This is a genomic window from Sphingomonas sp. CCH10-B3 (assembly GCF_001556185.1).
GTDB lineage: Bacteria > Pseudomonadota > Alphaproteobacteria > Sphingomonadales > Sphingomonadaceae > Sphingomonas > Sphingomonas aquatica.
Genome location: NZ_LSIJ01000031.1, coordinates 19686 through 42339, shown reverse-complemented (window position 1 = coordinate 42339; position 22654 = coordinate 19686). Strand labels below are relative to the sequence as shown.

Below are 22654 nucleotides of genomic sequence, written 5' to 3'. Positions count from 1 at the left end.
CCGCACTCCGCTAATTTACGCCGCGACCTGTGCCAAATGTTCTGACGACGGACAGCTCCTTGCTTACGCCCGTGATCGAGGAGCCTGGTTCATGGCTCGCCACGATCGCCCAGACCGGCCTACTTGGGAGGCCAATCGACCACCTGACCATATCATACGAATCTAGCCAAACAATCGCCGGGCGCGAGCTGTCAGGGAGCTCAATTTCGATCTGCCCGCCAGCGACATCATTCTCATACGTACCGAAATAGTAGATATCGTAGTTCGAAAGATCCAACTCCGACATTTGACTGGTAATGTCTGCACGAGATCGAACAGGAAACGGCTCGTCCAAGGTAACCGCAAAGTTGGTCGTGTGCCACCTGTTGATATAATCCACTTCAATCAAGTGGAACCCTGCCGAGAACCGATAGTCGATGCTTTTGCTTTCGCTCCCCTCGTAAATCAGCATACCATTGATAAACAGACGGGCGGAGGCTCTCGAGAGGGATAGATTTATCCTTCGTAGCGTGTCCTTTTCGAATTTCACCCTCCCAACCCAGTACGCGCCTAGGCGATTCGAATCGATACCCTGTAGTTCGTCGTAACTGTACGACAGAGCAGCGAAATCGACTTGGCGTTCAATTGGCTTGAATGATGGATCGGTCCGATCAAAATAGAACGCCCTGAAACCGGAGTCGAAGACGGTCCCTGCTGGATTGAGCCGTCCGCTCCAACTACTCCCCGGTGAAAAGGGCGCGACGTGCGTCGCCGGCAGCGCTGTGTGTTTTTGATTCCAAATCGGAGGCTCCGGTTTCGGAGCCATGTCCGTCGCTCCCTCGCCGTCGGCCAGCGCGATTATTGTGAGGCAGACTGCTGCCAGCGCTAGAAGGAGGAAGCGATACATTAAACCAAGCCCTGATAATCAAGCCTGATTCTACTTGGGACAACCTACTACTTGCTTAATTGCCTACTTCCGAATGGCAGAACACCACCCATTCCCGGTCATAAGGCGGGCCCGCTCCGAGATCCCGAAAGTTGCCCTTTTGCCTTTGCGTGCCTGAGGCGGCGGAGCCCGCTTTCACGCTGCCTTGGCACGGCAAGGGCGATGTTGCCGGGCGACACCCGTTCTTTCCTCTTGGCCAATCAAGGCCATGGAGAAAGAAGATGACCTACTCACACCTCGACCCAGCCATGCAAAATCGGGTTTCGTGGAATGCCGGCAAGACCGTCGGCACCAAACGGCCGCTCACCCAGAAGCAGATTTGGGCGATCCGGTTCTTCCTTGATCGCGAGGAACGGCTCCGAGACCGCGCTCTGTTCGACCTAGCGATCGACAGCAAGCTGCGGGGCTGCGATCTTGTGAAGCTCAAGATCGGCGACCTCGTGGCCGGATCGGAGGTCCGCGACCGCGCAATGATCATTCAGCGGAAGACCGGCCGACCAGTGCAATTCGAAATCACCGCAGACGCCCGCTCGAGCCTGGCGACATGGCTTCTGCGACGTGGCGGCACCATCGATGATTTTGTGTTCCCAAGCAGGATCCATTCCGGTCAACCGATGAGCACGCGGCAGTATGCCCGGCTCGTCGATGAATGGGTCACCGCAGTCGGGTTGCGGCGTGAAGACTACGGCACGCATTCCATGCGGCGAACCAAGGCGGCCATGATCTACCGGACAACGGGGAATCTACGTGCGGTCCAGATTCTTCTGGGACATTCCAAGATCGAGAACACGGTCCGCTATCTCGGTGTCGACGTGGAGGATGCACTTGTCCTCGCTGAGCGTATCGAAATCTGACCAACGTGGCGGCCGTCGGGCAAGCTCCGATGGCCGCTTTTGTCGATGTCCGACGCTCCTCAAATCGGCAACAAGTGGGTGATGGGGTGGACGCCCCCCGACGGCATCGATGTGCCATAGTGGAGGTGTTGATCACCACTAGAAGGAGGCGTCCATGGCAGATGTTAGCACGATTGGTCTCGATATTGCGAAGGCTGTTTTTCATGCCCACGGCGCGGATGCGCGGGGGCAGATGGTGTTCAGCCGTCGGCTGACCCGGGCGAAGCTGCTGGAGTTCTTTGCCGCACAGCCGCGGTGTGTTGTTGCGCTCGAGGCTTGCGGGGGAGCGCATCACTGGGCGCGCGAGATCGCGTCGCTCGGCCATGAGGTGAAGCTGATCCCGCCAGCTTACGTGAAGCCGTTCGTGAAGCGGAACAAGAACGATGCGGTCGATGCCGAGGCGATCTGCGAAGCAGCCCAGCGCCCAAGCATGCGCTATGCCGCGATCAAGACCGAGGAGCAGCAGGCGGCGGGCATGGTGTTCCGCACCCGCGATCTGCTGGTGCGCCAGCGCACGCAGCTGATCAATGCGATCAGGGGGCATCTGACCGAGTTCGGATGGGTAGCGCCTAAGGGCCCCTCGCATGTGAGCGTGCTCGCAAGCCTGCTCGAGGAAGGCGAGGAGATCGGCGCATCGCTGCCTGAAGCGGCACGATCGATGTTCCTGGTGATGACCGGGCAGCTCGAGCAACTGAACGAGCAGGTCGCGTTGCTCGACAAGGAGATCGCAAGGCGTGCCCGCGAGGATGAAGCAGCCCGGCGGCTGATGACAATCCCCGGCATCGGGCCGATCACCGCAACCGCGCTGCTGGCGCTGGCCCCGCCCGTAGAAGGCTTTGCGAGGGGCCGCGACTTTGCAGCTTGGCTCGGGCTCACACCAAGGCAGCACTCGACCGGCGGCAAGGAGCGGCTCGGGGCGATCTCGAAGATGGGCGAGCGCACGCTGCGAAGGTTGTTGATCATCGGCAGCAGCGCCGTCGTTCTGCAAGCCAGCAGGCGTGGTGCTCCGCGCGGCTCTTGGTTCGAGCAGATGCTGGCCAGAAAGCCCCGCATGCTGGTCACGGTCGCACTGGCGAACAAGACCGCACGGATCATCTGGGCGGTCCTGATGAAGGGTGAGGATTACAGGGCTCCGGTCGCGGCAGCAGCGTAAGCTGAGGCGGACCAGAGGTCGTCGGTAGAGGTAAGAGACCGAAGGAGGGTATGGCACCACAGTCGGCGAGACGGGACCGGATAACCAGTGAAATCCACAGTGCCTCAGAACACGCCTGGGTGATGTGGATCCGGTTCGCGAACTCCCATACGGGCCAGCGGCACTACGCCCGCGCAAACAGGCCGGACAGATGGCAGCATCCGACTACCGCCAAGACCCGATTTTACTCTTGCATCTTCTGGGGCGTCCACAGATGGATTTCGGAACGGCAGGTATCAGGTTCACCGCTGGATTTGTAACTCCGCTGATCCGCCGGACGCTTACGTGATCTGAAGCTGAAACAGCTCCTCGACCGACACTTCGAGAGCATCGGCAAACTTAAGCGCAATGACGACTGAAGGAGCGAAAACGCCGTTCTCCACGGTGTTCACGGTCTTCCGGCTCACACCCATACGCGCGGCCAATTCCATCTGGGTCAGGTTGGCGGATTCGCGATGGAGTTTAATGGTGTTTGCCAATTCCTCAACCATTGGAAGAAAGCTCTCCCATTCCGAGCGCCACAAAGGCGGTGCCTAAGCCCATGCTGGCTACAATATGGGCAGCTCGCTGTGCAGGGAGCGGATCGAAAGGACTGACAGCCACCACGAGGAAGCAAGTGATGATGGCAACGACAAAACCAATTCTTACTGCTCTGTCGCGATTGGCCCTTGTCGGTTCATCATTCGCGAGCGCCCGGGCCTTTCGGGGCAGGAACCAACCTCCGCCCGAGAGGAGAAGCAGCAGCATCATGACGGCGAAGAACAGCCACGCGGCGACTTGAAACAGCGCTCCCGATGACGTCGAGCCCCAGTCCCATACGAACACCACACCCTGCTGGAGCGTCAATATGAAGGCGCCGATGAAGGGCGCGGCGAGCGCTCTGGTTTTGCCAAACTGCTCAGCTGTTTCAAAATCGTCGACCATTACATCGCTCCTGTAACCTAGGGGTTACAAGTAACCTTTAGGTGACAGAAGTCAAGAAGCACGCGCAATGTGCGATGTGGGAAGGGCGTGTCTTATTCCCTCAGCTTGGCTCGGCTTCAAACGCCCGCGCAGAATTTGCGCTACGACCGCTGTGGGGTCGGTTGCTGAAGGGCGGAAATTTTTCAGAAGCGTGGCAAAGCCGCAAGACAGCTTTCAGGATCGAGCATTGGCCCCGCTCATGGCCGGTCGTGGGTGGAATTCGGAATGGCAGCTTTGCATCCGCCAAATCCTGGGGAAGCGTATCGGAAACCGGGGGCAAGGATTTGCGGCCCTGTAGGCCTGCCTCGGTTGCATCGGGGCAGGCCGCAAGATCGCCAAAGGCGGCAAGGCAATCCTCTACCGCACTAAAGGCTTGCCATCACTCCATGCTGCATTGCACACAAGCGCCATGCGGATTGCGATTGTCGATGAAAGCGCCCCCCGGGCCTCGATTATCGAGGAAGGGCTGTCCGCGCTCGAGGGATGCGAGATCTTCACCCTCACCTCGCGCACCGGGCTGGTCGCACGCATCGCTGAGATCGCACCCGATGTCATCTTCATGGATCTCGGGAACCCCTCTCGCGATGTGCTTGAGGAATACTTCGCCGTCAGCCGTGCGCTCGATCATCCGATCGCCATGTTCGTCGATCGCAGCGATGACGACCAGATTGCCGCTTCGATCGACGCAGGCGTATCGACCTATGTGGTGGACGGGCTGTCGGCCCACCGGATCGCGCCCCTGCTCAAGATGACGATCCAGCGGTTTCATGCCTTCGCGCGGCTTCAGCATGAATTGGCCGAAGCGCAAGGCAAGCTCGCCGAGCGCGATACGATCGACAAGGCGAAGCGCATCCTGATGAAAACCAGGAACATCGGTGAGCCGGCGGCCTATGCCGAACTGCGCAAGAAGGCGATGTCGACCAACCGGCGCATCATCGACATCGCTGAAGCCGTCGTGACCGCGCATGAGCTGATGGGAGACGGGCAATGACCGAGCGGCTGACAATCGGGTTTCTGCCGCTGATCGATGCGTGCCTACCGATCCTGGCGCAGGAACATGGCTTTGCCGCAGAAGAGGGCCTTGAGCTGAGCTTCGTGCGCGATGTTTCGTGGGCGACGGTGTTGGACCGGCTGCTCTACGGGCACAGCGATGCGGCGCACATGCTGGCTCCTTTGGCGATCGCCACGACGCTGGGCCGCGGCCGGCCGGCGCAAAGCATTGCCGCGCCGTTTGTGCTGGGGCTCAATGGCAATGCCATTACGGTCTCGAACCGGCTTGCGCAGGAACTTGGGTGCGATGGCACGCTGTCCGATCCCACCGAACTTGGTGGGCGGCTGAGGGCGCTTGCGGCCCGGCGGCGCGATGCGGGGGAGCGGCTGCGCTTCGGGGTCGTCCATCGCTATTCCAGCCACAATTACATGCTGCGGTATTGGCTGGCCGGATGCGGCATCCGGCCCGATGTCGATATCGAGATCGTCACCGTCGCCCCGCCCTTCAGCGCCGACGCGCTGGCGGCGGGCGAGATCGATGGGTCGTGCGTGGGCGAGCCGTGGAATTCGATCGCAGTGGACAAGGGCGTGGGGCAAATCGTGCTCGCCACGGCGCAAATCTGGCGGCGCGGGGTGGAGAAGGTGCTGGCGCTGCGGACCGAGCGGCTGGAGGAAATCCGCCCGTCGGTCGAAGGGCTGATCCGCGCCATGCACCGGGCGGGCGAGCATTTTGTCGATCCGGCCAACTGGGAAACCAATGCCGCGATCCTCGCCCGGCCAGAATATTGCGATGCCTCCGCCACGCTGCTGCTTCGCGCGATCTCCGATCGGCTTGTGCTTAAGCAGGGCGAGGCGGCGCGGCACTATCCCGATTTCATGTTCCAGCACCGGGAAGCAGCGAATTTCCCATGGGTCAGCCAATCGGAATGGCTCTACAGCCAGCTGGTGCGCTGGGACGGGCTGGAATATGATGCCGGGCAGGCGAACGCCGCCGCGCGGGTGTTCCGCCCGGATGTTTATCGCAGCGCTCTGCGCGACATGCCGGGACAATTGCCGACGTCGAGCTCGAAGGTCGAAGGGAGCCTGTCGCAGGCGCTCGAAGCCCACACCCACGCGGGCACGATGCTTATGGAAAACAACACCTTTTTCGACGGCATCAGTTTCGATCCCGACCGCCTCCCGGAATATATTGCATCGCAAAAATGATGCTGCGGCGCAAAAGGGGGTTTGCGATTTCCATCAACTTGGGTTATTCGATTCGTACGCGAGACACGGCTCCGACGTAGGAATCGTACTCTCCCTCGCGTGATGCGAAAAATTTGTGGCAACGACGCCGCCCGTTTTGTCCCTGTCCGGGGATGCGACGAGGCGGCTTTTTTGCGTTCGATTTCGGGGCGAAAGGACCAATGACAATGACACCCACCCGGCACATCAAGGGGCACTTCTCATTCGACCGGCGCGGGCTGATCGCTGCGGTCCTAGCCAGTGTGGCGCTCGCCGGATGCGGGGCATCGGCGGATGGTTCGGGCGAGAATGTCGTGGCCGCAACGGTCGATGGCGCAATCGAGAAGCCCAACCTCAAGCTCGGCTTCATCAAGCTCACCGACATGGCGCCGCTCGCCATCGCCAAGGAGAAAGGCTTCTTTGCCGAGGAAGGCCTCAACGTCACGCTTGAGCCGCAGGCGAACTGGAAGGTGCTGCTCGATGGGGTGATCGCGGGACAGTTGGACGGGGCGCACATGCTCGCCGGGCAGCCGATTGCCGCGACCATTGGTTACGGGACCAAGGCCGATCTGATCGCGCCGCTCAGCCTCGATCTCAACGGCAATGCCATCACGGTGTCGAACAAGGTCTGGGGCATGATCGAACCGGGCCTGCCCAAGGATGCGGGCGGCAAGCCCACCCACCCGATCCCGGCCAGCGTGCTCAAGCCGGTCGTCGCCAAGTTTAAGGCCGAGGGCAAGCCCTTCAACATGGGCATGGTCTTCCCGGTCAGCACCCACAATTACGAAATCCGCTACTGGCTCGCCGCCGGGGGCCTCAACCCCGGCTACTACACCGAAGGTGATGTGCAGGGCGTGGTCGGGGCGGACGTCAAGCTGTCGGTCACCCCGCCGCCGCAGATGCCAGCAACCCTCGAAGCGGGCACGATCGAGGGTTACAGCGTGGGCGAGCCGTGGAACCAGGCGGCGGTCGCCAAGAAGATCGGCGTGCCGATTATCACCGATAACGAAATCTGGAACAACAACCCGGAGAAGGTGCTGGGTCTGCGCAAGGACTTTGCCGAAAAGAACCCCGCGACCACTGCTGCGCTGTTGCGCGCGATCATCAAGGCGCAAGCTTGGCTTGATGCTGACGGGGGCAAGAACCGCAAGGAAGCGGTCGAAATCCTCAGCCGCCCGAACTACGTGGGCGCCGATGCAGCGGTGATCGCGGCATCGATGACCGGGGTATTCACCTTCGCGCCGGGCGATACCCGCGAAGCCAAGGGCTTCAACATCTTCTTCGACAAGTATGCGGGCTACCCGTTCTATTCGGACGCGGTCTGGTATCTCACTCAGATGCGCCGCTGGGGGCAGATCGCCAGCGACAAGGACGACCAGTGGTATTTCGATACCGCCAAGGCGGTCTATCGCCCTGACCTTTACCTTGCCGCTGCCAAGAAACTGGTGGCCGATGGCAAGATCCCTGCGGACAGCGTCCCCGAAACCAACGGCTTTCGCGGCGAACAGGGCGGCTTCATTGATGGCGTCACCTTCGATGGCTCCAAGCCCAATGCCTATCTCGCCAAGTTCCCGATCGGCCTGAAGCAGGGCCAGAAGGTCACCGCAGCCGGTGTCACCGGCGGCTGATTTTGCCCGACATCCTTCCCTCTCGAGGATCCCCATCATGGCCACCGCATATGCACAACCCCTGTCCGATGCCTCAGAACCCGCGGACAAGACCGGCGCGGCATCAATGACCGCTCCGACCGATGACGAAGCTGCCGGAATGCCTGCGGAAAAGGCACCCGCTGGCAACCCGCTTGCGGCCAAGGTCAAGGAGCAGGCACTTGCCCTGCTGTGGCCGGTGATCGGGATTCTGGCGTTCCTCGGCGCATGGGCGCTGCTCGCTCCGCAGGTCGATACCTCGCTCGGCACGCTTCCCGGGCCGTTCGAGGTCGCCAAGGCAGGCGCGGGCCTCTACGGCGAATATGCCGCAGCCAACGATGCCGAAGCGGCCTTCTATGCCCAGCAGGAAGCCAGCAATGCCGCAGCAAGAGCATCGGGCAATGTCGCGGCGATCAGCGATTTCGAATATTCGGGATCGCCGACCTTCCTCGACCAGATCCTGACCTCGCTGAAGACCGTTGCCCTTGGCTTTGCGCTGGCAACGCTGCTGGCGGTGCCGATCGGGTTGATGGCGGGGCTGAGCAAGCGGTTCAACGCGGCGATCAACCCGCTGGTGCAGATCATGAAACCGGTCAGCCCGCTCGCCTGGCTGCCGATTGTCACGATGGTGATTTCGGCGATGATCACCAGCGCCGATCCGCTGCTGCCCAAGGCGTTTGTGATCTCGGCGCTGGTGGTGATGCTGTGTTCGCTGTGGCCGACACTGATCAACACGGCGGTCGGCACCAGTTCGATCGACAAGGACCTGCTCAATGTCGGCAAGGTGCTGCGGCTGGGCTGGTTCGACAAGCTGACCAAGCTCGTTCTGCCGGCATCGCTGCCCTATATCTTCACCGGTATGCGCCTGTCGCTGGGCGTGGGCTGGATGGTGCTGATCGCGGCGGAAATGCTCGCGCAGAACCCGGGCCTTGGCAAGTTCGTGTGGGACGAGTTCCAGAACGGTTCTTCGCAGAGCCTCGCGCGGATCATGTTCGCGGTGATCGTGATCGGGCTGATCGGCTTCCTGCTCGACCGGGTGATGATGGCGCTGCAAGGCCTCGTCTCCAAGAACCGCACGGTCTGAGGAGGCGGGCATGAGCGACACTCCATTCCTTTCCCTGCGCGGCCTTACCAAGTCCTATGTCGGCAAGACCGGCGGCGTCACCGAGGTGCTGGGCGGCATCGACCTTGATGTGGCCGAGGGCGAGTTCGTGGCGATCCTCGGCTTTTCCGGGGCAGGCAAAACCACGCTGATCAGCGCGCTCGCCGGGCTGGTGGAGCCGGACGGCGGCACCATGACCTTGCGGGGCAAGCCGATTGACGGGCCTGACCGGGAACGGGGCCTCGTCTTCCAGTCCTATTCGCTGTTCCCTTGGCTTACGGTCGAAGGCAACGTGACACTCGCGGTCGATGCGGTCCACAAGACCCGCAGCAAGGCCGAACGCCGCGCGCTGGTGCGCCAGAAGGTCGAGCTGGTCGGGCTCGGCCACGCAATGGACCGCAAGCCCGCGCAGCTTTCGGGCGGGATGCGTCAACGGGTCGCGGTGGCGCGCGCACTGGCGATGGAGCCCGAAATCCTGCTGCTGGACGAGCCGCTCTCGGCGCTCGACGCGCTCACCCGCGCAAAACTGCAGGACGAGATCGAGCGTATTCGCAAGGAGGAGGGCCGCACCATCCTGCTTGTCACCAATGATGTGGACGAGGCCTTGTTGCTGGCAGACAGGGTGGCGGTGCTGACTCCGGCACCGGCCGCGCGGATCGGTCAGATCTGGCAAGTCGATGTGGCGCGCCCGCGCGACCGCGAAGGGGTCAACGCCGATGCCACCTACCAGCGGCTGCGCAAGGAGATCGTCGACTATCTCGGCGCGCTGAATGAGCAGAGCGGCAGCGTGGGCGAAAGCACGGTTGCCCTGCCCAATGTCACCCCGCTCGACCTTGCGCCCCCGCCGCAGGCCTATCGCGATGCGGCCCGCAGTGCGGTCGACAAGCGCTATCTGGAGTTTTTCCGGCTCGACAAGGTCTACCCCACCCCCAAGGGCCCGCTGAAGGTGGTCGAGGATTTCAACCTGCTGATGGACCGGGGCGAGTTCATCTCGCTGATCGGCCATTCGGGCTGCGGCAAATCGACTGTGCTGTCGATGGCGGCAGGCCTCAATGCGATCAGCGGCGGCGGGATCGTGCTCGACAACCGCGAGATCACCGCCGCAGGGCCCGACAAGGCGGTGGTGTTCCAGGCCCCCAGCCTGATGCCCTGGCTGACCGCGCGCGAGAATGTCGCGCTGGGGGTGGAGCGGGTTTACCCCCACGCCGCCAAGGCCGAGCGGGCCGACATCATCGATTACTATCTCGACCGGGTCGGCCTTGGCGATGCCACGGACAAGATGGCCGCCGAAATGTCGAACGGGATGCGCCAGCGGGTTGGCATCGCGCGCGCCTTCGCGCTTTCACCGCGGCTGCTGCTGCTTGATGAGCCCTTCGGGATGCTCGACAGCCTTACGCGCTGGGATTTGCAGGACGTGCTGGTCGAAACCTGGAACCGCACCAAGGTGACCGCGATCATGGTGACCCATGACGTGGACGAGGCGATTCTGCTGGCTGACCGGGTGGTGATGATGACCAACGGGCCGCGCGCCACGATCGGCAAGATCCTGACGGTCGACCTGCCTCGCCCGCGCAATCGCAAGGAGCTGCTCGAACACCCGCAGTTCTACCAATACCGGCAGGAGGTGCTGCAATTCCTTGCCGAATATGACCACGGCCCGGCGACCAAAGCTGCCTGACCGGGCCCACCGCTTCCACGTGGTGAGTTGCGGCAATGGCGCCGCGCTCTGTCAGCCACGCCTCTCCGGCGGCCCGCATGGGTCACCACTGTTCGGGCAACGATGCTCGGCTTCCCGTTAGCACGATGCGACCGCTCAACGGCGGCGCAAAGGGGGTCTTGATGCGTTCGAAATTTCTCGCCTGTGCCGCTGTCCTTGCCGTCACTTCCACGCCCGCGCTGGCCGGGCCACTTGCCCCGCAGAAGATCGGCGAGGATGTTACTCTGGACCCGATTGTCGATGCGCGGCTGCGGCTGGAAACCAATGACCAGTCGAACTTCCCGGACACCGCCACCTCGATCACGGTCCACACCCGCCTGGGGGCGGAGCTGAAGGCAAAAGGCTTCTCGCTGATTGCCGAGGGCGAGTTCACCCGCGCACTGGAGGATGATTTCAACGACACCATCCCCGGCAACGGGGTGGAGCCCTTCCCCGTCATCGCCGATCCCGACACGACCGAGCTCAACCGGCTCAGCATCGGCTATGCCGCCAAGGATTTCTCCGCCACCGTGGGCCGCCAGCGGATCATCCACGAGAACGCGCGCTTCATCGGCAACGTCATCTGGCGGCAGAACGAGCAGACCTTCGATGCAGTGCGCGCGATCGGCAAGCTCGGCCCGGTCGAGATCGACCAGACCTATGCCATCAGCCAGCGCACGATCTTCGGATCGAAGAGCCCGAACCAGGAATTCGAAGGCGATTTCCTGTTAACCAAGGTCGCCGCCGTGTTCGATCCGGTGCGCATCGTCGCCTTCCGCTACGAGTATGATTACGACACCCGCCTTGCCTTTTCGAGCCAGACCTATGGCGCGACCGTCACCGCGACGATCCCGGCCGGCAAGGCCAAGATCGGCCTGAAGGGCGGCTACGCCAACGAGCGCGATACCGGGCGTAACCCGGTCAATTTCAGCGCGGATTACTTCCTCGCCGAAGGCAGCGTGGCCTACGCGGGCTTCACCTTGCGCGCCCAGTATGAAGAGCTGGGCAGCGATGGCGGGCGCGCCGCGTTCCAGACCCCGCTCGCCACGGCCCACGCCTTCCAAGGCTATGCCGACCTGTTCCTCATCACCCCGGCGGGTGGCGTGCGCGACAGCAACGTCCGCCTTTCGAAGAAGTTCGCGATCAAGGGCTTGCCCAGCGGCTTGACCGTAGAGGCGACCTATCACGAATTCGACAGCGACTTCGGCGGGCTGGATTACGGCACCGAAGTCGACGGTGTGGTGAGCTTCAAGATCGGCGATGTCGGCCTGCTGGCGAAATACGGCAACTACCAGACCCAAGGCTTCGGCCCCGACACCACCCGCTTCACCCTCCAGGCCGAAGTCAGCTTCTGAGCCCGGCGCTCTGCCCCGCATCAACGGAGAACCCAAGTGAACCTGCAAACCAGCATCCCGGCACCCCGCCACGCTGACGCCAAGGAACGGCTTGTCGTGATCGGCAACGGCATGGCCGGGTGCCGCGCGGTGGAGGAAATCCTCGCGCTCGAACCGGACCGCTGGGCGATCACGATCTTCGGGGCAGAGCCAAGGGTCAATTACAATCGCATCATGCTCTCCCCCGTGCTGGCGGGAGAGAAGAGCTTCGATGAGATCGTGATCAACACCGCCGAATGGTATGCCGACAATGGCATCACTCTCGTCAGCGGCGATCCGGTGGTGCATATTGATCGCGCCGCACAGCAGGTGGTCTCGCGCGGCGGGCGGATCGAAAGCTATGATCGGCTGCTGATCGCCACGGGGTCTGATCCGTTTGTGATCCCGGTGCCGGGCAAGGATCTGCCCGGCGTCGTCACCTTCCGCGATCTTGACGATGTCGAGACGATGCTCGCCGCGGCCGAGACCAGCAGCAGGGCGGTGGTGATCGGCGGCGGATTGCTCGGGCTCGAAGCGGCGCACGGTCTCAGCTTGCGCGGCATGGCAGTGACGGTCGTTCACCTGATGCCCACCCTGATGGAACGCCAGCTCGACGAGGCGGCGGGCTATCTCCTCAAGTCCGAGCTGGAAGGCCGGGGGATGACGATCCTGACCGGTGCGGACACCGCCGAAATCATCGAACAGGACGGGCGCGTGGGCGGCGTCCGATTGAAGGACGGCACCGAAATCCCCGCCGATCTGGTGGTCATGGCGGTCGGCATCCGGCCCAACGGCACTCTCGCCAAGGCCAGCGGGCTGGCGGTCGAGCGCGGGATCATCGTCGATGACGACATGGTCACCAGCGATCCGGCGATCCTTGCCGTGGGCGAATGCGTGCAGCATCGCGGGGCGTGCTACGGCCTTGTCGCGCCGATCTGGGAGATGTGCCGCGCGCTCGCCGCAGGGCTGGCCGCCAGCCCCAAGGGCTATGAAGGCTCGGTCACCTCGACCAAGCTCAAGGTCTCGGGCGTCGATGTCTTCTCCGCCGGCGACTTCAGCGGTGGCGAGGGATGCGAGGACATTGTCCTGCGCGATGCAGCGCGTGGGATTTACAAGCGCGTGGTGGTGAAGGACGACCGCGTCGTCGGCGCGGTGCTGTATGGCGATACGCAGGACGGCAACTGGTATTTCGATCTGCTCCGGCAGCAGCAGGACGTCTCCGACATCCGCGAGGCGCTGATCTTCGGGCAGGCCTTCGCCGCCGGGGGCGCGCTCGCGGACCCTAACGCCGCCGTTGCAGCACTTTCGGACGACGCAGAAATCTGCGGCTGCAACGGCGTGTCCAAGGGCAAGGTGGTCGCCTGCATCACCGGCGGCGCGGCGAGCCTCGATGCGGTGCGCGCCGGGTGCAAGGCGTCAGCCAGCTGCGGATCGTGCACGGACCTCGTCGAACGCCTGCTCGCGCTGACGCTGGGCGACGGGGTCGAGGAAAGCGCCAAGACGCTGTGCGGCTGCACCAGCTTCGGCCACGATGACGTGCGCCCCGCGATCGTGGAGCGCGGATTCCGGTCGATCCCGCAGGTCATGCAGGAACTCCACTGGTCGACCCCGGATGGCTGCTCCAAGTGCCGCCCAGCGCTCAATTACTACCTGCTGTGCGCGTGGCCCGGCGAATATGTCGACGATCAGAAAAGCCGCTTCGTCAACGAGCGGATGCACGCCAACATCCAGAAGGATGGCACCTATTCGGTCGTCCCGCGCATGTGGGGCGGGATCACCAATCCGCGCGAGCTGCGCGCGATTGCCGACGTGGTCGAGAAATACGACGCGCGCATGGTCAAGGTCACGGGCGGCCAGCGGCTCGACATTTTCGGGATCAAAAAGGAAGATCTGCCCGCCGTCTGGGCTGACCTGAACGCCGCCGGGATGGTCTCGGGCCACGCCTATGGCAAGAGCCTGCGCACGGTGAAGACCTGCGTCGGCAGCGAATGGTGCCGGTTCGGCACGCAGGATTCGACCGGGCTCGGGGTCAAGCTCGAACAGATGAGCTGGGGCAGCTGGATGCCGCACAAGTTCAAGATGGCAGTGAGCGGCTGCCCGAGGAATTGCGCCGAGGCGACGATCAAGGATTTCGGCGTGGTCTGCGTCGACAGCGGCTATGAACTCCACATCGGCGGCAATGGCGGGATCAAGGTGCGCGCCACCGATCTGCTCACCCGGGTCGCGACGGAGGAAGAAGCGCTCGAACACTGTGCCGCCTTCGTCCAGCTTTACCGCGAGGATGCCTGGTATCTGGAACGCACCGCGCCGTGGTTGGAGCGCAAGGGTCTCGAATGGATCAAGGCGCAGCTTTACGATGATCCGGGGGCAGTGAAGGCGCTCGCTGCGCGGTTCCACTATTCGCAGCAGTTCATGCAGGACGACCCCTGGGCGCAGCGCGCGGCTGGCGACAGGGCGGACCTGCACAGCCATGTCGGGCGGATCACCGCCGGGCCGCCCGCTGACGGCATCCTTAAGGCGATGGAGCCGGCGAAATGAGCGCGGACTGGGTGAGCGTGTGCGCGGTTGGTGCGATTGAGCCGGGCATGGCGGGAACCGTGCCGGTCGAGGGCGCGGAGGAAATCGCGATCTTCCACACCATCGGCGGGGCGTTCTATGCGCTGGTCAACAAGTGCCCGCACAAGGGCGGCCCGCTGTCGCAAGGCATCGTCCACGGCGACAGCGTCTCGTGCCCGCTGCACAACTGGCGCATTTCGCTGCAATCGGGCGAGGCATTGGGCGGGGACAAAGGCTGCACGCCGACCATCCCGCTCAAGGTCGAAGACGGGATGATCTGGCTCGACCGGGCGGCGATCATGGCGCGGGCCGGGGCCTGAGGGGCAAGGCGGTGGCTCCGATCAAGACCACCTGTGCCTATTGCGGCGTCGGCTGCGGGATCGCGGCCGAGGTGACCGGCCCGCGCGCCGTTACCATCCGGGGCGATACCGACCACCCCGCCAATCGCGGTGCTCTATGTTCCAAGGGCACGCATCTGGGCGAGACAGTCGCGCTGGAGGGGCGGCTGCTCCACCCAATGATCGGCAACCAGCGCGTCAGCTGGGACCATGCCACTGCCGAAGTCGCAGCGCGCCTCAAGGCCTGCATTGCCGAACATGGGCCGGACAGCGTTGCCTTCTATGTCTCGGGCCAGCTTTTGACCGAGGATTACTACGTCGCCAACAAGCTGATGAAGGGCTTCATCGGTTCGGGGAATATCGACACCAATTCGCGCCTTTGCATGGCGAGCGCGGTGGCCGCGCACAGCCGCGCCTTCGGCGAGGATGTGGTGCCCTGCACCTATGACGATCTCGATGCTGCCGATCTGATCCTGCTGGTGGGCTCCAACACCGCATGGTGCCACCCGGTCATCTGGCAGCGGATCGAGCGCGCGCGTGAGGCGCATGGCACCCGGTTGGTGGTGATCGACCCGCGCCGCACCGAAACCGCCGAGCGCGCCGATCTCCACATCCCGATCGCCCCCGATGGCGATGTCGCGCTGTTCGATGCGCTGCTCGCCAGCCTTGCGGTTGATCGCGCTGGCGTGGAGGCGCGCTGCGAGGTGCCCGATGGCTTCTGGGACAACCGCTCGGCCGAGCACGGGATCGACCCGCAGCTGATTGCCGATCTGCTGGCGATGGTCGCTGCCTCTGATCGCATGATCACCCTGTTCAGCCAGGGCGCGAACCAATCGCGCAGCGGGACTGACAAGGGCAATGCGATCATCAACCTCCACCTTGCCACCGGGCACATCAACCGGCCCGGCGCGGGGCCGTTCAGCATCACCGGCCAGCCCAATGCCATGGGCGGGCGCGAGGTCGGGGGGCTGGCCAATATGCTCGCCTGCCATCTGGGCTTTTCGGATGAGGAGCGCGCGGCGGTCAGCGCTTTCTGGCAGACTGACCGGCTCGCCAAGGGGCCCGGCCTCAAGGCGGTTGATCTGTTCGAGGCCGTGCACCGGGGCGAGGTCAAATTCATCTGGATCATGGCCACCAACCCGGCGGTGTCCATGCCCGATGCGGGCCGGGTTCGCGAGGCGCTTGCCGGTTGCGAGACGGTGGTGGTCTCCGATGTGCTGGAGGATACCGACACCGCGCGCTTCGCGCATATCCGCCTGCCCGCGCTGGGCTGGGGGGAGAAGGATGGCACCGTCACCAATTCGGAACGCGTGATCAGCCGCCAGCGCGCATTGTTCGAAGCGCCGGGTGAAGCGCGCGCCGACTGGCGGATCATCGCCGATGTCGCCGCTGCGATGGGCCACGGCGCGGCCTTCGATTACCCGAACGCAGCCAGCGTGTTCCGCGAATATGCCGCCATGACCGCCCTCGCCGCCGCGCGCGGGCGCAAGCTTGATCTGAGCGCGCAGGCCGATCTCTCTGACGCCGCCTATGAGGCCATGCAGCCCTTGCGCTGGGGCGGCGCGCATCCCCTGGCCGATGGCTACCCGACGCCCACCGGCAAGCCCCGGCTGATCGCCCTCACCCCGCCCGCGCCGCGCGTGCCTGATGCCGCCTTTCCTCTCCGCCTCAACACCGGGCGGTATCGCGATCAGTGGCACACCATGACCCGCACCGGACTCAGCGCGAAGCTCGCCCATCACCGGCGTGAGCCGCTGGTCGAAATCAACCCTGCCGATGCCGCCGCTGCCGGGATTGCCGAGGGCGATCTGTGCAAGGTCACGACCCCGGCGGGCACCAGCCTCTACCGTGCCACGTTGAGCGCAGGGCAGGGGCGCGGCGGGCTGTTTGTGCCGATGCACTGGACCGACCTGACCGCCGCACCGCACACCGGACGCACCGGCAGGCTCGCCAGCGCCGACACTGATCCGCTCTCGGGCCAGCCCGGCTTCAAGGATACACCGGCTCGCATCGCGCGCGCTGACCTCGCCTGGCGCGGCTTCCTGGTGGAGCGCGCGCCGCTTGCCACCCCCGATTGCGACTACTGGGTGCGCTCGCGGGTGGAGCATGGCTGGCTCTATGAACTCGGCGGCATCGAAGAGGCTGACCCTGATGCCCTCCTCCCCCAAGGCACCCGCAGCGAAGTGGCCTACGCCGCCAAGGGCATGCGGCGCTTTGCCGTGTGCGATGATGCCGGGATGCTCACCGCCGCGCTGTTCATCACCCGCAAGGGAGCGCTGCCGCCGCGCGAATGGATCGCCGCCCAGCTCGGCGCGCCGGTGGCAGACCCTGTTGCCATGCTTGCCGGTCGCCCGCGTGAGGCGGGGCCGGATCGCGGCGCCATCATCTGCGTGTGTCACGATGTCGGTGAAGGCGAAATCACCGCCGCCATGGCGGGCGGCGCTGCGACCGTCGCTTGCATCGGCAATGCCACTCGTGCGGGCACCAATTGCGGATCATGCCGCCCGCACATCGCGCGGATGATCGCGGACGCGCAGCTTGATCTGAAGGAGGCCGCAGAATGACGATGCACGCCGATTTTCCGGCAGGATCGGTCTGGCTGGTGGGTGCAGGGCCGGGCGATCCAGAGCTTTTGACCCGCAAGGCCGAACGTCTGATCAGGGCCGCTGACATCGTCTTCCACGATGCCTTGGTGAGCGAGGCGGTGCTGGCACTGGTGCCGCCCGATGTCGAACGCATCAGCGTCGGCAAGCGGGCGGGCAGGCATTCGGCCCCGCAGCCGCTGATCTGCGCTTCTGTCGTGAAGGCCGCCCTGTCAGGTCAGCGAGTCGTCCGGTTGAAGGGGGGCGATCCGTCAATCTTCGGCCGCGCGACCGAGGAGATCGAAGCCTGCCGCGATGCCGGCGTCACAGTTCAGGTTTGTGCCGGTGTCACCACCGCCAGTGCAGCGGCCGCTTCGCTGGTAGCCTCGCTAACCTTGCGCGGGCTCGCCCGGCGGCTGGTGTTCGTCACTGCCCACACCCAGCGCGGCGCGGTGCCCGATCTCGATTGGCAGGCGCTCGCCGATCCCGAAGCGACACTGGCGGTCTATATGGGCAAGGATGCCGCCCCGCATATCGCCAGGGGCTTGCGCGATGCGGGCCTTGCCGCCGACACACCCGTCATCCTGATCGAGAACGTCAGCCTGCCTCATGAGCGACAGTTTGCCACCGACCTCGCCATGTTGCCACTGGCGGCCCGCACCGTTCTCGGCGATGGCCCGGCGATGATCCTGATCGGCAAGGCCATGCAAGCCGTGCACCCGGTCGCCCAAGGCAAGGAATCTGGTTCTACGCTGGCCGCCAAGGTACAGGACATGTTGCAAGTGCATGGGTCGGTGGGTGGGCAGGATCTCTGAAGTCGGTGTCTGCATTCTTGCCGGAGGAGCCTCGCGCAGGTTCGGGGCCAACAAGGCTTTCGCCGATCTGCACGGCAAGCCGTTGCTGGAACATGTCATCGACCGGATCCGCGCTCAGACGACCGGGCCGATGATCATCAACGCCAACGATCTTGATCAGTACGCGCGATTTGGTCTGAAGGTCATCGCCGACGATCAATGGCCCGAAGCAGGTCCGCTCGCCGGAGTGTATGCGGCGATGTCTTGGGCGAGAGATGTCGGGCTTGATCAGGTCGTCACGGTGGCCGTCGATCAGCCGCATCTGCCAATGGACTTCGTCGCCACTCTTTTGCGAACCGGCGCCCCGGCCATTGCCGCGTCCCTTGGGCGGCCGCACCCTGTCAACGCCTTGTGGCCCGCCAATGATCTTGGCGCGCTTCATGACTATTTGGCCTCGGGAAAACGTTCGGTGTTCGGTTGGGCCGAAAGCTGCCAAGCACGGGTCGCAGAATTTCAGGCATCGCCGGATGCGATTGACCCATTTCTGAATGTGAACACCCCCGATGACCTTCGCGCTGCCGAGCAGGCTTCTGTCGCGCACAGAACCGCAATCGGACCGCCATAAGCTGAGACATGCCCCAACATCCGAGCGCTTTAGTGACCGATATGGGGTCGATTGCAGAATGGCAACTTCTAGCGAGAATCCCGTTAGATCTGCCTGTCCGGTATGGGAAGATCTACGATCATCTGGACCGGCTGCAAGACCCCCGTCGCGGTGAGAACCTCTCGCCCCTCGCCATCAGTCTCAAGCGTCGTAATCCATAAAGGCGATCGCGCTTGCTACCGGCGGATGTCCCGCAGCATCTGCGCGGTGGCGTTGCTGGCGGGGGCCAGTTCGCGCCCGTAACGCAGTGCTGTCGCGGTGGATGTCCAGCGCAAAGCCTGTGCAACCGGCCCGGCATCGGCGCCGCTGGCGAACAGGTCCTGCGTGAGGCCCACCCGGAGGCTGTGGGTGCTCAATTGTGCAATGGCCGCCTCAAGCGCATTTCCATAGAGCTCGACCAGGCCCAGATCAGCGGCGCGGAACGCGGTTCGCTTGAGGATAAGCCGCACCGCTGCCGCGGTGATAGCCTGCTCGCCGACGACATAAGCGATCTGTGCCGCTTCGGCCTTGCGCCCATAGAGGCGCTCCTCGGTGAGTTGTGCATTGGGGCTGAGGGTGCCGATCGCGACCGGCTTCAGGGCCCCGCGCGCCTTGCGGCGCTGGACACCTACGCGCCGGAACACCGCGCCCGACCGGATATCGGCAACTTTGAGCCAGGTTGCGATGCGCCGCATGCTTTCCGCAGAAATCCAGGCGTGTGCGCCTTGTCCGGTCTGATCGGTCTTAGATGTGGGGATGAACAGAGTGCCGGCACCGCTGCCATCTTCCGCCTGCTTGATATGCTCGACCGTTACCCGGACCAGTTCGGCAACGCGCAGGCCAGTGTCGTAGCCGAGCGATAGCAGCGCTGCGTCACGCAGACCCGGCGGATCCGTGTCGCAGGCGGCCAGCAGAGCAGTGAGAGTGAAGGCGGCCCGGCCAGTGTGCCCCCCCTTTCCTGCTGCCTCATCCTCGCCACGCAGCGCCAGCGCGGCTTCGATGCCCAGGCCAAATCGCAGAGCCCCCGCCTGCCGCTGGCGTGTACCCTGACGGCGCCGATAGCCTGCCATGGTGTCGCGCACCACAGGCTCGCGCACCGGTGAGGCCACACCGAGGAAGCCATGGATCACCGATAAGCTGGTAAGTCGCCGGGCTGCTGTGGCGGGCTTGATGCCCAGCGCCTCGAGGTGCTCGCAATAGGCGACCACCATGGACGCGCTAGCCGGCAAGCCGGGCCCCGCTTGGCTGCGGCAGAAGGAGGCAAAGCAGGCAAGGTCATTGGCCAGCGCTTTGACCGTGTTTGCGCTGCGCGCCTCGAGCGCTTTGCGATAGCTCAGGGTATCGATGCCATGCCGAGGGGCGGTGAGCGCTGAAAGGAGCTCGGTAAGCTGGCCGATGCGGTCGATTGCGCGGCCGGCCTGGCGCTGCGGCAAGGCAGCCTTTCCCGGGGAGATGATGGTGACCGCCGCTGGCGTATCGAGCGAGGCCATTTGGTTGGCGAAAGGGAGGTTTTGTCGGCTCACGTGACGAACATAGCCGCAAAAATGGCAATGTCACTATCGATACTATGCAATTATCGATAGTTGATCTTCAGCCAGACCACCACGTGTTGTAACACTATTTGCATTTCAGTATACATCGGCCGTGCGCTTCGACGACCCGATCCTGGAAAAGTTCGCCGCTGGATATTATTCGGCAGGTTACGAACGTGCAGCCCTGGCGCTCGGCCGCCTCGCCGGCATGCTTACCCTCGCCCCTGCCCCGGTTCTTTCGCAGTTCGCCCATCGCCTCGTTGACGTGATGGTTCGCCATGCGCTGCGCAGCGAACACCACGCCTTCACCCCGACGCGCTATGCGCAGTGGCGCGCAGGCCTCGACACACTCGCGCTTGAAGCGCCAATGGGAGCGCGCTCACCGCGCATGCTGGCGCAAGCGATCCTCATGGCGCTCGCGGACAATCCCCTCGCGCCGATCGCTGCCGCCGCACGCGCTGCACAGGCGGCGCTGCGCGCGGCTCCTGACGGCGTTTCGGACGATGAGCGCGCCGCGACCGAAGCCACCGTTGCGGCGGGCCGGGCGCTGGCATCGAGCGTATGCGCCAGACACCCGAGCGATCTTGCACGGCTTGCGGTCGCGGCGGCGAATGATCCGCACTTTGCTCCGCGCGAGCGGCTGCGAACCCGCCTCGAGCTTGGTGCCTTCGCCCGGGTCGTTGAACGCACGGCCGAACCCAGCCCCATCTGGGCAATTGATCTCGCCTTGGGCGGAGCCTTGACCGATGATCTTGGGGCCTTACGGTTCCTGCCCTTACCCGGCGCCTTACCGCTCGCCGCGTTGCGAAGGGACCTTGAGCCCGAAGAACGTCACGAAGCGCTTGCCAGCGCGATCGAAACGGCAGCGCAGGCGCTTACGAAGCTGCTCGACGAAACCTTGGTGCAGCTTCGTACGCTCGAGGACCACCTCCCTAAGCTGCGCAGCACTTCGCGGGTTCCAGAACTGGCGGCGCTGCTGCTGGCAGTAGGGCCGCTCAGTTCGCGCCAGATCGAGCGCGTTCTTGGCGCCTCGAGGCTCGGGGCGCGTGACATGCTGGGCAAGCTCGCCAAGGCCAAGCTTTTGTCGAAAGAGCGCATTAATGGCACGTATCTTCACAGCATCGCGCTCGATGCCCCCTGTCCTACGGTGCCCCAAACTCAGGCAAGCCCGTCGCCATTCAGCCAAGAGGCGCTCGATGAATTCGATGCAGCCATGGCCGCTGCTGACGCGGTGCTTGCCCGCTCGGGACGAACTGGGCCGTCCGATAGCGATGCGGAGTGACGCGCCTCCCGGCGCCGCGAGACATGCCCGAAAGCCTGAAGCAGGTTCCAGATATCAGACGTCCATGCGCCTCGGCGCACAGCGGTTCTTGGTGCCCGGGGTGCAGATTGGCGCGGCGGCAAGCGCCGCCAGTCGAGAGCGCCTTGCCCTTTCTCGCGCAGTTCCCCGCGCGTGAGCGCAACAAATTGCTCAAAGCACCGCGCAGGCCGATCTATCCGCCCATGCGCGTGCATGAGGAGCCCGATCCGGTCAGAAGCCAAATGGTACTGATTGTCCGCAAATCGTGCGAAATAGTCCGGCGCAGGGAGGCTCTGGCGACCGCCCCTGCGTTCAGGCATCAGGTGATTGATAAGGCGCTGATTGTTCGAAGTCATCATTTTGAGAAGGCGGATCCCGTGCTGCTTCACGCGCGTTCGATCGGCTGCGTCCTGCAAGACCGCGACGATTTCATCATGGGTCCGCGGCCGGCCGAGAGTGGCGCTGTCGCACAAAGCCAGGCTGTGCCTGTTGCACCGCCAGCTGGCGCGCAGCTCCCAGTCTCGTTTCACAACCATCGGGCCTGCGTGACGAGGCTCCTCCATCCAACATTCCGGGCACCCGTATCGCCGTGAACTTGGCGGCAACAAGTAGGCCGGGTTCACATCGACGAAGGTCGCCGCGATCTCATCGGAGGATACGTCGATCGCATATGCGAGCTCGTTGATCATCCGCTCGAATGGATCTTTGAGGCCAATCGGGACCGCTCGAACGCCAAGCGTCAGATCCAGGCGTGCCAGTGCCGTGTTGCATCCCAGATGCCTGAGCATGGCCGGCCAGGTCAGCTCGTGACGAGCGCATAACCGCCGGGCCCACGACCCGAAGCTTTCCTCCTCTGCCGGCTGCACAAGAAAGGCCAGGCGCTCGCGATCGTCTCTTGCCATGCC

18 protein-coding genes and 1 pseudogene are annotated in these 22654 nt (G+C 63.9%); 14 read left to right on the top strand and 5 right to left on the bottom strand.

The window, feature by feature from the left end; genetic code table 11:
- Positions 1 to 10: 10 nt before the first annotated feature.
- Positions 11 to 886 carry a hypothetical protein gene (locus AX672_RS07380; protein ID WP_066650450.1) on the bottom strand — a complete coding sequence of 292 codons (876 nt, stop codon included), beginning with the start codon at positions 884 to 886 and terminating at the stop codon, positions 11 to 13.
- A 260-nt stretch (positions 887 to 1146) separates the two neighbouring features.
- Between AX672_RS07380 and AX672_RS07375 the strand changes: the two genes are divergently transcribed.
- Positions 1147 to 1779, top strand: coding sequence for a tyrosine-type recombinase/integrase (locus AX672_RS07375; RefSeq protein ID WP_066650447.1), 633 nt, complete (start codon positions 1147 to 1149; stop codon positions 1777 to 1779).
- 154 nt (positions 1780 to 1933) lie between these two features.
- Positions 1934 to 2971 carry an IS110 family transposase gene (locus AX672_RS07370; RefSeq protein ID WP_066650446.1) on the top strand — a complete coding sequence of 346 codons (1038 nt, stop codon included), beginning with the start codon at positions 1934 to 1936 and terminating at the stop codon, positions 2969 to 2971.
- A 320-nt stretch (positions 2972 to 3291) separates the two neighbouring features.
- Here the strand turns inward: AX672_RS07370 and AX672_RS07365 are convergent, their stop codons facing one another.
- Together AX672_RS07365 and AX672_RS07360 are read right to left on the bottom strand one after the other, a co-directional pair.
- A complete protein-coding gene (locus AX672_RS07365; protein ID WP_066650438.1) occupies positions 3292 to 3501 on the bottom strand; it encodes a helix-turn-helix transcriptional regulator in 210 nt (69 codons plus the stop codon).
- Positions 3494 to 3934 (bottom strand): hypothetical protein, encoded by a 441-nt coding sequence (locus tag AX672_RS07360; RefSeq protein ID WP_066650436.1) that lies wholly within the window; start codon positions 3932 to 3934, stop codon positions 3494 to 3496. Before AX672_RS07360 ends, AX672_RS07365 begins: the two co-directional genes overlap by 8 nt.
- A 448-nt stretch (positions 3935 to 4382) precedes the next feature.
- On the opposite strand from AX672_RS07360, the gene AX672_RS07355 reads away from it, so the two are divergent.
- The 11 genes from AX672_RS07355 to mobA all read left to right on the top strand — a co-directional run bounded on the left by AX672_RS07355 (position 4383) and on the right by mobA (position 18899).
- Positions 4383 to 4964 (top strand): ANTAR domain-containing response regulator, encoded by a 582-nt coding sequence (locus AX672_RS07355; protein WP_066529975.1) that lies wholly within the window; start codon positions 4383 to 4385, stop codon positions 4962 to 4964.
- Positions 4961 to 6169 carry an ABC transporter substrate-binding protein gene (locus AX672_RS07350; RefSeq protein ID WP_066529973.1) on the top strand — a complete coding sequence of 403 codons (1209 nt, stop codon included), beginning with the start codon at positions 4961 to 4963 and terminating at the stop codon, positions 6167 to 6169. Before AX672_RS07355 ends, AX672_RS07350 begins: the two co-directional genes overlap by 4 nt.
- 200 nt (positions 6170 to 6369) lie before the next feature.
- A complete protein-coding gene (locus tag AX672_RS07345) occupies positions 6370 to 7815 on the top strand; it encodes a CmpA/NrtA family ABC transporter substrate-binding protein (RefSeq protein WP_231731197.1) in 1446 nt (481 codons plus the stop codon).
- A 37-nt stretch (positions 7816 to 7852) separates the two neighbouring features.
- The gene (locus tag AX672_RS07340) at positions 7853 to 8917 is read left to right on the top strand and encodes an ABC transporter permease (protein ID WP_066529970.1); all 1065 of its coding nucleotides are present in this window, start codon (positions 7853 to 7855) and stop codon (positions 8915 to 8917) included.
- A 10-nt stretch (positions 8918 to 8927) separates the two neighbouring features.
- A complete protein-coding gene (locus tag AX672_RS07335; RefSeq protein WP_066650434.1) occupies positions 8928 to 10613 on the top strand; it encodes an ABC transporter ATP-binding protein in 1686 nt (561 codons plus the stop codon).
- 161 nt (positions 10614 to 10774) lie between these two features.
- A complete protein-coding gene (locus AX672_RS07330; RefSeq protein WP_066530003.1) occupies positions 10775 to 11986 on the top strand; it encodes a hypothetical protein in 1212 nt (403 codons plus the stop codon).
- Positions 11987 to 12022: 36 nt separating this feature from the next.
- Positions 12023 to 14542: a nitrite reductase large subunit NirB gene (gene nirB / locus AX672_RS07325; protein ID WP_066650432.1), complete on the top strand. Its 2520-nt coding sequence runs from the start codon at positions 12023 to 12025 to the stop codon at positions 14540 to 14542.
- Positions 14539 to 14880, top strand: a complete 342-nt coding sequence (nirD, locus tag AX672_RS07320; RefSeq protein WP_066529964.1) for a nitrite reductase small subunit NirD — start codon at positions 14539 to 14541, stop codon at positions 14878 to 14880. Before nirB ends, nirD begins: the two co-directional genes overlap by 4 nt.
- Before the next feature lie 11 nt (positions 14881 to 14891).
- Complete coding sequence (locus AX672_RS07315) at positions 14892 to 17462, top strand: nitrate reductase (RefSeq protein WP_066529961.1); 2571 nt, start codon at positions 14892 to 14894, stop codon at positions 17460 to 17462.
- Complete coding sequence (gene cobA / locus AX672_RS07310) at positions 17459 to 18295, top strand: uroporphyrinogen-III C-methyltransferase (RefSeq protein WP_081095201.1); 837 nt, start codon at positions 17459 to 17461, stop codon at positions 18293 to 18295. The genes AX672_RS07315 and cobA overlap by 4 nt, the downstream gene beginning before the upstream one ends.
- Positions 18279 to 18899 carry a molybdenum cofactor guanylyltransferase gene (gene mobA, locus AX672_RS07305; protein WP_066529959.1) on the top strand — a complete coding sequence of 207 codons (621 nt, stop codon included), beginning with the start codon at positions 18279 to 18281 and terminating at the stop codon, positions 18897 to 18899. Before cobA ends, mobA begins: the two co-directional genes overlap by 17 nt.
- Before the next feature lie 215 nt (positions 18900 to 19114).
- Here mobA and AX672_RS07300 read toward each other — a convergent pair whose 3' ends face one another.
- A complete protein-coding gene (locus AX672_RS07300) occupies positions 19115 to 20407 on the bottom strand; it encodes a tyrosine-type recombinase/integrase (RefSeq protein ID WP_066650431.1) in 1293 nt (430 codons plus the stop codon).
- 451 nt (positions 20408 to 20858) lie between these two features.
- On the opposite strand from AX672_RS07300, the gene AX672_RS19020 reads away from it, so the two are divergent.
- Positions 20859 to 21731: a hypothetical protein gene (locus tag AX672_RS19020; protein ID WP_231731196.1), complete on the top strand. Its 873-nt coding sequence runs from the start codon at positions 20859 to 20861 to the stop codon at positions 21729 to 21731.
- A gap of 500 nt (positions 21732 to 22231) precedes the next feature.
- Here AX672_RS19020 and AX672_RS19260 read toward each other — a convergent pair.
- Positions 22232 to 22651: pseudogene (locus tag AX672_RS19260) on the bottom strand (TniQ family protein); the annotation flags it as partial.
- Between the last annotated feature and the right edge of the window lie 3 nt (positions 22652 to 22654).

Bases quoted from the DNA above. Each gene is read 5' to 3' on its own strand.
- AX672_RS07380 (WP_066650450.1), bottom strand. From the start codon at position 886: ATGTATCGCTTCCTCCTTCTAGCGCTGGCAGCAGTCTGCCTCACAATA.
- AX672_RS07360 (WP_066650436.1), bottom strand. From the start codon at position 3,934: ATGGTCGACGATTTTGAAACAGCTGAGCAGTTTGGCAAAACCAGAGCG.
- AX672_RS07375 (WP_066650447.1), top strand. From the start codon at position 1,147: ATGACCTACTCACACCTCGACCCAGCCATGCAAAATCGGGTTTCGTGG.
- AX672_RS07335 (WP_066650434.1), top strand. From the start codon at position 8,928: ATGAGCGACACTCCATTCCTTTCCCTGCGCGGCCTTACCAAGTCCTAT.
- AX672_RS07330 (WP_066530003.1), top strand. From the start codon at position 10,775: ATGCGTTCGAAATTTCTCGCCTGTGCCGCTGTCCTTGCCGTCACTTCC.
- AX672_RS07300 (WP_066650431.1), bottom strand. From the start codon at position 20,407: ATGGCCTCGCTCGATACGCCAGCGGCGGTCACCATCATCTCCCCGGGA.
- AX672_RS07340 (WP_066529970.1), top strand. From the start codon at position 7,853: ATGGCCACCGCATATGCACAACCCCTGTCCGATGCCTCAGAACCCGCG.
- cobA (WP_081095201.1), top strand. From the start codon at position 17,459: ATGACGATGCACGCCGATTTTCCGGCAGGATCGGTCTGGCTGGTGGGT.
- nirD (WP_066529964.1), top strand. From the start codon at position 14,539: ATGAGCGCGGACTGGGTGAGCGTGTGCGCGGTTGGTGCGATTGAGCCG.
- AX672_RS07350 (WP_066529973.1), top strand. From the start codon at position 4,961: ATGACCGAGCGGCTGACAATCGGGTTTCTGCCGCTGATCGATGCGTGC.
- AX672_RS07345 (WP_231731197.1), top strand. From the start codon at position 6,370: ATGACAATGACACCCACCCGGCACATCAAGGGGCACTTCTCATTCGAC.
- AX672_RS19020 (WP_231731196.1), top strand. From the start codon at position 20,859: ATGGCGCTCGCGGACAATCCCCTCGCGCCGATCGCTGCCGCCGCACGC.
- AX672_RS07365 (WP_066650438.1), bottom strand. From the start codon at position 3,501: ATGGTTGAGGAATTGGCAAACACCATTAAACTCCATCGCGAATCCGCC.
- AX672_RS07370 (WP_066650446.1), top strand. From the start codon at position 1,934: ATGGCAGATGTTAGCACGATTGGTCTCGATATTGCGAAGGCTGTTTTT.
- AX672_RS07355 (WP_066529975.1), top strand. From the start codon at position 4,383: ATGCGGATTGCGATTGTCGATGAAAGCGCCCCCCGGGCCTCGATTATC.